This window comes from Butyricicoccus sp. AM05-1 (assembly GCF_003474415.1).
Taxonomy (GTDB): domain Bacteria; phylum Bacillota; class Clostridia; order Oscillospirales; family Butyricicoccaceae; genus Agathobaculum; species Agathobaculum butyriciproducens.
In genome coordinates this window covers 117646-124507 of sequence record NZ_QUDG01000009.1, presented here as the reverse complement: position 1 = coordinate 124507, position 6862 = coordinate 117646, and the positions used below count along the sequence as shown (strand labels likewise).

7 protein-coding genes are annotated in these 6862 nt (G+C 56.8%); 6 read left to right on the top strand and 1 reads right to left on the bottom strand.

Annotation, left to right across the window (positions count from 1 at the left end):
* Window positions 1-70: 70 nt before the first annotated feature.
* From DW088_RS12275 to prfA, 4 genes are all read left to right on the top strand, one after another.
* Entirely contained in the window at window positions 71-715 is a 645-nt protein-coding gene (locus DW088_RS12275) for an HAD family hydrolase (RefSeq protein ID WP_118360951.1), read from the top strand.
* Between the two features lie 159 nt (window positions 716-874).
* Entirely contained in the window at window positions 875-2803 is a 1929-nt protein-coding gene (gene abc-f / locus DW088_RS12270; RefSeq protein WP_118360949.1) for a ribosomal protection-like ABC-F family protein, read from the top strand.
* Window positions 2800-3555: a YdcF family protein gene (locus tag DW088_RS12265; protein WP_118360947.1), complete on the top strand. Its 756-nt coding sequence runs from the start codon at window positions 2800-2802 to the stop codon at window positions 3553-3555. Before abc-f ends, DW088_RS12265 begins: the two co-directional genes overlap by 4 nt.
* Window positions 3556-3604: 49 nt before the next feature.
* The gene (gene prfA, locus DW088_RS12260; protein WP_118360945.1) at window positions 3605-4669 is read left to right on the top strand and encodes a peptide chain release factor 1; all 1065 of its coding nucleotides are present in this window, start codon (window positions 3605-3607) and stop codon (window positions 4667-4669) included.
* A 167-nt stretch (window positions 4670-4836) separates the two neighbouring features.
* Here the strand turns inward: prfA and DW088_RS12255 are convergent, their stop codons facing one another.
* A complete protein-coding gene (locus tag DW088_RS12255) occupies window positions 4837-5229 on the bottom strand; it encodes an HIRAN domain-containing protein (RefSeq protein WP_118360943.1) in 393 nt (130 codons plus the stop codon).
* Between the two features lie 111 nt (window positions 5230-5340).
* Between DW088_RS12255 and DW088_RS12250 the strand changes: the two genes are divergently transcribed.
* Together DW088_RS12250 and DW088_RS12245 are read left to right on the top strand one after the other, a co-directional pair.
* Complete coding sequence (locus tag DW088_RS12250) at window positions 5341-5778, top strand: hypothetical protein (protein WP_118360941.1); 438 nt, start codon at window positions 5341-5343, stop codon at window positions 5776-5778.
* Between the two features lie 24 nt (window positions 5779-5802).
* Entirely contained in the window at window positions 5803-6828 is a 1026-nt protein-coding gene (locus tag DW088_RS12245) for an L-threonylcarbamoyladenylate synthase (RefSeq protein WP_118360939.1), read from the top strand.
* Window positions 6829-6862 lie beyond the last annotated feature (34 nt).

Sequence of the window (6862 nt, the reverse complement as noted above, 5' to 3'; positions counted from 1 at the left end):
AACTCAACGCCTACATCTAAGCAGCAACGAAAGTTGCTGCTTTTTCTATACTACTGAGAGGAAAACGCCGATGTATCAGTATATTTTATTTGATTTAGACGGTACGCTCACCGATTCCCGCGAGGGCATCACCAAATCGGTGCAGTATGCGCTGGATAAAATGGGCATCCACGAGCCGGAGCTCAAGCCGCTGGAGCGCTTTATCGGTCCGCCACTGTACGACGAATTCCGCCGCAGCTACGGCTTCGATGACGCCGAGGCAAAGCAGGCAATCGAGTTCTACCGTGAGCGATTCGGCGTGATCGGTTGGAAGGAGAACATGCTCTACAACGGAATTCCGGAGTTGCTGAAGACCCTGACGGACGCCGGAAAGACTCTGTCTACCGCATCGTCCAAACCGGCGTTTTTCATTGATAAAATCGTCAAATACTTTGATATTGCGCAGTATTTCACCGTGGTTTCCGGTGCAACGCTGGATGGCACGATCGGCACAAAGGCGCAGGTCACACAGCAGGCGCTCGACCGTTTGCAGGTGCAGGATCTGTCACAGGCTGTACTGGTCGGTGACCGCCTGCACGATGTGGAAGGTGCGAAGCAATGCGGTATTGACTGCATCGGCGTGACGTTCGGCTTTGGCGGCCGAGAGGAGCTGGAGGACGCAGGCGCGAAGCATGTAGTCGACCGCGCGGAGGAACTGCTGCCGCTGCTGCTCTGAATTTCCATAAAAAGCTGTCTTTTGAGACAGCTTTTTTGCGTTTTCGGGCAGAGAAAACCGCGCAAAAATCTGCAAATTATGCAGGTTTTCTCTCCTATTACGGGGCACATTGTGCTATAATATAAACTGAATAAAAGTGCATTGAAAGGAGTTCTCTCCGTGGCAGATATTACCGTACAAAACCTGACCAAATATTATGGCGATCGCCTGATCCTGAAGGACATTTCCTTTGACATTCAGCCGGGCGAAAAGGTTGCTATTTTAGGCGCAAACGGCGCCGGAAAGACCACTTTACTCAATATTTTGACCGGCAGACTGTCGTATGACGGCGGACACGTTGCGTTCGGACAGGGACGAACCGCAGGTGTCATTGATCAGATGCCGGATTTTCCGCCGGAATCGACCGTGGAGGATATTCTCCGTCTGGCGTTCAAGGAGTCTGACGAAGTTGCGGCAGCAATGGACGCGCTGATCGATGAAATGACGCGCAAGCCGGATGATGCATCGCTGCTCAAGCGTTACGCACAGCTGGAAACGCGGCTGGAAATCCTCGGCGGCTACAACCGCGATTACGAGATCAACCGCGTGTGCAACGGTCTTGAAATCGCGCAGGAAATGCGCTCGCAGAAGTTTGACCTGCTCTCCGGCGGCGAAAAAACGCGCATCAACCTCGCCCGCATCATTCTCGAGCAGACCGACGTGCTGCTGCTCGACGAGCCGACGAACCACCTCGACATGGACGCTGTGGACTGGCTGGGCAATTATTTGGAGAATTACCGCGGCACCGTGCTCATTATCTCGCATGACCGCTGGTTTATCGACCAGTGCTGCGACCGCGTAATTGAAATCCACGATTGCACCTGCGATTTCTACAACGGCAATTACTCGTACTATGCGGTCGAGCGTGAGCGTCGCCGTGAGGAGCAGCTCAAGCACCACGAGCACGAGCTGGCGGAGAAAAAGCGTCTGGAGGCGACTGCGCGTTCCATGCACGAGCACGGCACCGAGCATCTGGCAAAGCGTGCCGCGTCCATCGAGAAGCGCATTGCGCGTATGAAGGTCACTGACCGGCCTAAGACCGACAAAAAGATGACCGTCACGTTTGGTGACCCGAACTACGAGACGGAGGAAGTGCTCAAGGTTCGTGATATTACAAAGAGTTATGATGGGCGAGAAATATTGCATAACGTATCGTTCAACATCCGCAACCGCGAGCGCGTCGCGCTGCTTGGCGCAAACGGCGCCGGAAAGACCACCATGCTGAAAATCCTGCTTGGCGAGGAAGTGCCGGATGGCGGTGTAATCCGCAAGGGCGTTGGACTCAAGCCGGCATACCTGCCGCAGCAGGTGTATTTTGCCAATCCGCACCGCAATCTCATCGATACGCTCATCTACGACAAGAACGTGTCCATGCAGGTGGCGCGAAACCGGCTCGGTTCGTTCCAGTTTACCGGTGAAACCCAGCTGAAAACCGTAGATATGCTGTCCGGCGGTGAGAAAAGCCGTTTGCGCCTGTGTGAGCTGATGTACGATCCGCTCAATCTGCTCATCCTCGACGAGCCGACCAACCACCTTGATCTTGCATCCCGTGAGTGGATTGAGGAGGCGGTTGAGGCGTTCGACGGCACGCTGCTGTTTGTTTCGCATGACCGCTACTTCGTCGAGCGCTTTGCAACCCGCGTGCTCTACCTCGAAAACGGTTACCTGACCGACTTTATCGGCTCGTACAGTGCGTTCCTCGACTGGCGCGCCAAGGGCGGCGGCGCACTGCCGGAAGCGGTGCCCGCACCGGCACCCAAAAAGAAAAAGGCCGCCGTCCCGACACTGGACGACGTACCCAAGCCGCCCGAAAAGCCCAAGCGCACCGGCGGCACAAAGAATCTGCAAAAGCTGCTGAACACGCTTGAGCGCGAGATTTCACAGCTGGAAACCCAGTCGTCCGACCTCGAACAGCAGATGGTGGACGCGGCATCGGATTCCGGCAAGCTGCTCGAGCTGATGACCGAAAAGGAAGCCTGCGATGAAAAACTCGCCGCAAAAATGGACGAATGGGAAGCCGTTGCGGCTGAGCTGGAGGAACTGCAATGAAAGAAAAAAGGGTATGGATAGGGCTTGCGACGCTGTTTGCCATCATCGGCGCGCCGCAGCTGTTCTGGAAGCCGTCGCGGTTCGGCGGTATTTTCCTGTTAGCGCTTGCCATCGGCTGTATGGGGGAATGGCTGATGCTTTGCGGACGCGAAAAGCATAAGGCGTGCCGCATTTTGTCGCGCGTGGGACGCGTACTGTTTGCATTGTTCGTGCTGTCGTTTGCGGCGGTGCAGGTGTTTGTGATCGGCATAGCATTCGACGAGGATGACCCGTCAGCTGCGCCGCAGGCGGATTACTATCTGGTACTGGGTGCGCTCGTCAATCCGAACGGACAGCCGTCGGCGGCTCTGGCGGCACGATGCGATACGGCAATCGCGGTGCTGAACGTCAATCCGGGCAGTTATGCCATCCTGTGCGGCGGTCAGGGCGGCGATGAGCCGCGCACCGAAGCTGCAGCCATGCAGGATTACATGATCGCGCACGGCGCAGACGCAGAACGGCTGATCCTGGAGGACAAGTCGAGCACGACCATCCAGAATATCGCCAACGCAAAAAAGCTGCTGCCCGAGGGCGCAGCGGTTGCCGTAATTACAAATGATTATCATCTTGCCCGCGCACGCCGCCTGCTGGCGCATGCCGGTCTGGGCGACGCAGGCGTTCCCGCGAAAACGCCGTATCCAGGGCAGTGGATGGCGGTAAGGTGCCGCGAATACTGCTCCATCATGGGCTTGATATTCACCGGACGCTGGTAAACGCAATTTTGATGAATTTTCCGTGCTTCACACGATTTGGAGATAGAATATGTTTGAAAAACTGAAAGTCTTAGCGGCGCGGCTGGACGAGCTGGAAATGCGGCTTTCCGCGCCGGATTTATACGACGACCCCGACCGGGCGGCCAAGCTGCTGCGTGAGCGCAACGAACTCGAGCCGATCGTCACGGCGTTCCGCGAATACGAGCAGGCACAGCGCACGCTTGCGGACGCGACCGAAATGCTGTCCGACCCGGACATGAAGGAGCTGGCGCAGGAGGAGCTGCAGCAGGCGAAAAGCGACATTGCCCGTATGGAGGACGAACTGAAAATCCTGCTGCTGCCCAAGGACCCGAACGACGAGAAGAATATCTACGTTGAGATTCGCGGCGGTGCAGGCGGCGAGGAAAGCGCGCTGTTTGCCGCTGACCTCTACCGCATGTATACGATGTACGCCGACAAGCGCGGCTGGCAGACCGAGGTCATGAACAAATCCGAGACCGAACTCGGCGGCTATAAGGAAATCGTGTTCCGCGTGGCAGGCGACAAGGTGTACTCGCGGCTCAAGTTTGAGAGCGGCGTACATCGCGTGCAGCGTGTGCCCGAGACCGAAAGTCAGGGCCGTGTGCACACCTCGACAACCACCGTGGCTGTCCTTCCCGAAGCGGAGGAACTCGACTTCTATATCGATCCGAAGGATTTACGCATCGACACGTTCCGCGCCTCCGGCGCGGGCGGTCAGCACATTAACAAGACCTCGTCCGCCATCCGCGTGACGCATATCCCGACCAACACGGTCGTCGAGTGTCAGGACGAGCGCAGCCAGCACAAGAACAAGGAGAAAGCGCTGTCCGTGCTGCGTTCGCGGCTGTACGAGGCCGAGGTGAAAAAACAGCGTGCCGCCATCGCCGCTGACCGCAAAAGTCAGGTCGGCACCGGCGACCGCTCGGAGCGCATCCGCACCTACAATTTCCCGGAGAATCGCGTGTCCGATCACCGCATCAAGCTGACCATCTACAAGCTGGATCAGTTCCTGAACGGCGATATGGACGAGATTTTAGACGCGCTCATCGCGGCTGACACAGCGGAAAAGCTGAAAGAGCAGAGCGAAATGTAACCTTGGGGCAACACCGCACAATTAAAGCTGCGGTGCTTTGCGGAAATTTTGTGTCCTGACTTTGTTGCAGTTTCACGGTAATACATCGAGTATTACCGCAAAACTGTGCCTCGCCAGTACGCAAAATTTACTCGCAAATCACTCTTGTTCAATTATGCGGTATTGCCTTAGAACTGGATTTCGTCATCCTCATCGTCCCAGTCGTCCCACTTGTCCTCGGTCTGGCTCTCCAACTCAGCATTCAGATCGGACATATCGCCGAATTCTACGCGGCAGATGATCTTGGTGCAGGTGGTGAACAGCACACGGACGTAAAACCGTTTGGGCACGCGCTCGTAAATGCGCGACGCGCTCTCCGTGCCGCCGGCCTTGGTCTGCGGACTGTTGGCGATGTAGCCGACCTTGCCGATGTACGGCAGAAACGCGCGGATGGCATCGCTGTCGTACGGATTGCCCGGCTCCTTGGCACAGCGGATGAGATTGCCGATCTGGAACGGCTCACGTCCGTAATAGTGCTGAAAGCCGGTGATCGTGACGAAAATGTTCTTGTTCTTTGCCATGCGAAGCACTCCTTTCTTTTATGATGGGAGTATAGCATGGTGAATGTCCGATAAACCTCTCTTTGGTGGGAAACAAGGGTCACAGACCCTTATAATAAAAGGAGGATTTTCATGTTAAGAAGTGGTGTAATTTTACTTGTTCTGGGTATCGCCGTATTTCTTGTGGCGAGCGTGCAGCTGTTTCGGGGCAGGACGAAGAAAGCCCACTGGTGCATATCGTGCGTGCTGGCGATGCTGCTTGTGGGAAACGGCATCTGGAACGCAAACCGTTATTTTGACCTCGGTATCGGCGTGCCAAAGACGTTTTCTGCGGAAAACTGGGCGAAAACCGCACCGGCACAGCGGCATTTCATGGGCAGCGACCTGCAGGACAGCACCGAACTTGTCGGCATGAGCGCGGACGAGGTGCGTGAGCTGCTCGGCACGCCGGACTATGCGGACACCGATACCTGCCTTTCGTACCTCATTGCACAGCCGTTTGATGAGGTAACGCTCGACCTGACACTGGAAAACGGCATTGTCACCAAAGTGGAAGAAAAAGACCATTGATATCATAAATGGAAGTGTAAACTGATGAAAACAACTCTTTTGACACCGGAAACCGACGAAAACGCGGTAAAAACCGCCGCAGAACTCATTCGAGCGGGCGAGGTCGTCGGCATGCCGACCGAAACCGTGTACGGCCTTGCGGCGAATGCGCTGAACGGCGAGGCAGTAAAGAAAATTTTTCTGGCGAAAGGCCGTCCGCAGGATAATCCGCTGATCGTCCACATCGCGGATTTCGAGCAGATTTACGACCTGTGTCCGGCGGTTCCGCCGCAGGCAAAGCAGCTTGCAGACGCGTTCTGGCCGGGTCCGCTGACCATGATCGTGCCCAAGGGCGGTTGCATTCCGGACGAGGTTTCGTGCGGACTGGACACCGTGGGCATCCGCCTGCCGTCGCACCCGATGGCGCGTGCGCTGATTCAGGAGAGCGGCGTACCGCTGGCGGCTCCGTCCGCGAATACGTCCGGCAGACCGTCCACGACCACGGCGGCGCACGTCATGCATGATATGGACGGCAAGATTGCGGCTGTATTGGACGGCGGCGCGTGCGGCGTCGGCGTAGAGAGCACGGTAATCACACTCGCGCTCGAGCGTCCGCGTCTGCTGCGTCCGGGCGGCATCACGCTCGAGCAGCTGCGCTCGGTGCTCGGCGAGGTGGATGTTGACCGCGCGCTGTACGAGAAGATCGGGGATGACGTGAAGGTGTCGGCGCCCGGCATGAAATACCGGCATTACGCGCCGAAAGCGCCTGTAACGGTCGTGCGCGGCAACCCGCAGGACACGGCAAAGTACATTGCAGCGCATATCGGGGACTCCACCGGCGTGCTGTGCTTTGATGAGTACAAGAATATGTTCCCGAACTGCATTGTGGAGTGCTTCGGCTCGAGGGACGATCTCGGTGCACAGGCGCGCGAGGTATTCGACCGTTTGCGGGCGTTCGATGATACCGAGGTAACGCAGATTTGGGCGCAGTGTCCGTCGGATGAAGGACTCGGTCTTGCAGTGGCGAACCGCATCAAGAAAGCGGCGGGATTCTCGGTGATTGAGATTTGATTTTCCGGTGCAGACCGGAGGGAGTTTCGCTTGC